The organism is Desulfatiferula olefinivorans (assembly GCF_054657895.1).
This window is the reverse complement of sequence record NZ_BAAHXV010000100.1, coordinates 1-1,244: the sequence shown is the minus strand read 5'-3', so window position 1 is coordinate 1,244 and position 1,244 is coordinate 1. Positions and strand designations below refer to the sequence as shown.

Annotated in this window: 1 protein-coding gene; it reads left to right on the top strand. The window is 45.6% G+C overall.

Features of this window, described 5'->3' with window-relative positions; all coding sequences use genetic code 11:
* Positions 1 to 1,112 (top strand): IS4 family transposase (locus ACYQ11_RS22035; RefSeq protein WP_459925991.1); only part of this gene is annotated, 1,112 nt, incomplete at its 5' end.
* Positions 1,113 to 1,244 lie beyond the last annotated feature (132 nt).

Genomic DNA, 1,244 nt, shown 5'->3' with positions numbered 1-1,244 from the left:
ATACAAAGCCGCTTGAAGCGGCATTACGCAATGTTCCAGTACTTTTAGCGCGTGGAGACCGTCCGTTAAAGATGACCTTTGAAGACCAGTTAAACGCCCTGATATTTTTTCATCTTGAGGAGCATGAGTCGGCTCGTGAGCTTGTTCAGAACCTCAATCAAAATGAGTTTGCCAAAACCTGCATAGCCCCTAAGGAGGGTATAAGCCGAAGCAGCTTCTGTGAAGCGATAAACCAACGTGGTCTTGAACAGCTTCAGCATGTTTTCATGGAATTATACAAGCAGGCGTCCAGGGTTTTACCGAAACAATATGAAGAACTTGGCGACCTTGTCGCCATTGATGGAAGCCTGATTGACGCTGTATTATCGATGTATTGGGCCGATTACAGAAAAAACTCAAAGAAAGCCAAAGGGCACTTTGGTTTCAATGTAAACCAGGGCATCCCCTCAAAAATCCATCTCACGGATGGGAATGGGCCTGAACGCCCTTTTGTCAGCATGATTCTTTCACCGGGTCAAACAGGCATCATGGATCGAGGCTATCAATCCCACAAAAGCTTTGACCGGCTTCAAGGAGAGGGAAAACATTTTGTCTGCAGGATCAAAGAATCCACCAGAAAAACGATTGTCGAAGAGAATGCTATCAACCCAGATGGTTATGTATTTTATGACGCAGAAGTTCTCCTCGGGACAAAAGGGATCAATCAAACGGAAAAATCAGTGCGACTTGTTGGCTACAAAATTGAAGGGGTTGATTATTTCGTTGCCACAGATCGAAGGGACCTTTCAGCGGAACAGATAGCAACCATTTATAAACTCAGATGGACGATTGAATCCTTTTTCAAATGGTGGAAAAAGCATTTGAAAGTTTACCATTTGATCGCTCGAAGCAAGCACGGCCTCATGGTTCAGATGCTCGGTGGCTTGATCTCATATCTCCTCATGGCCATTTATTGCCGTGAACAGTTCAACGAAGGCGTCTCAATCGAAAGAATCAGAGAACTTAGAATCACGATAAGAAACGAACTCATGAGGGTGGAACCATCAAGTTGCCCTGAGGGTTGCGGCGCTAAGAATTTCAAAGAGCTTATCCCGGCGGATGCAATAACCTAACCGGACACTACTGGCATCCGATGCATTTTTGCCGATGCACTTTACGGTAGCGGAGAATTTGTTGATCATGCATCAGCCCTTTTCGAGGGCGTCCAGATCATCAGCCAGATACGAGCCAATCAGCTTATCCGG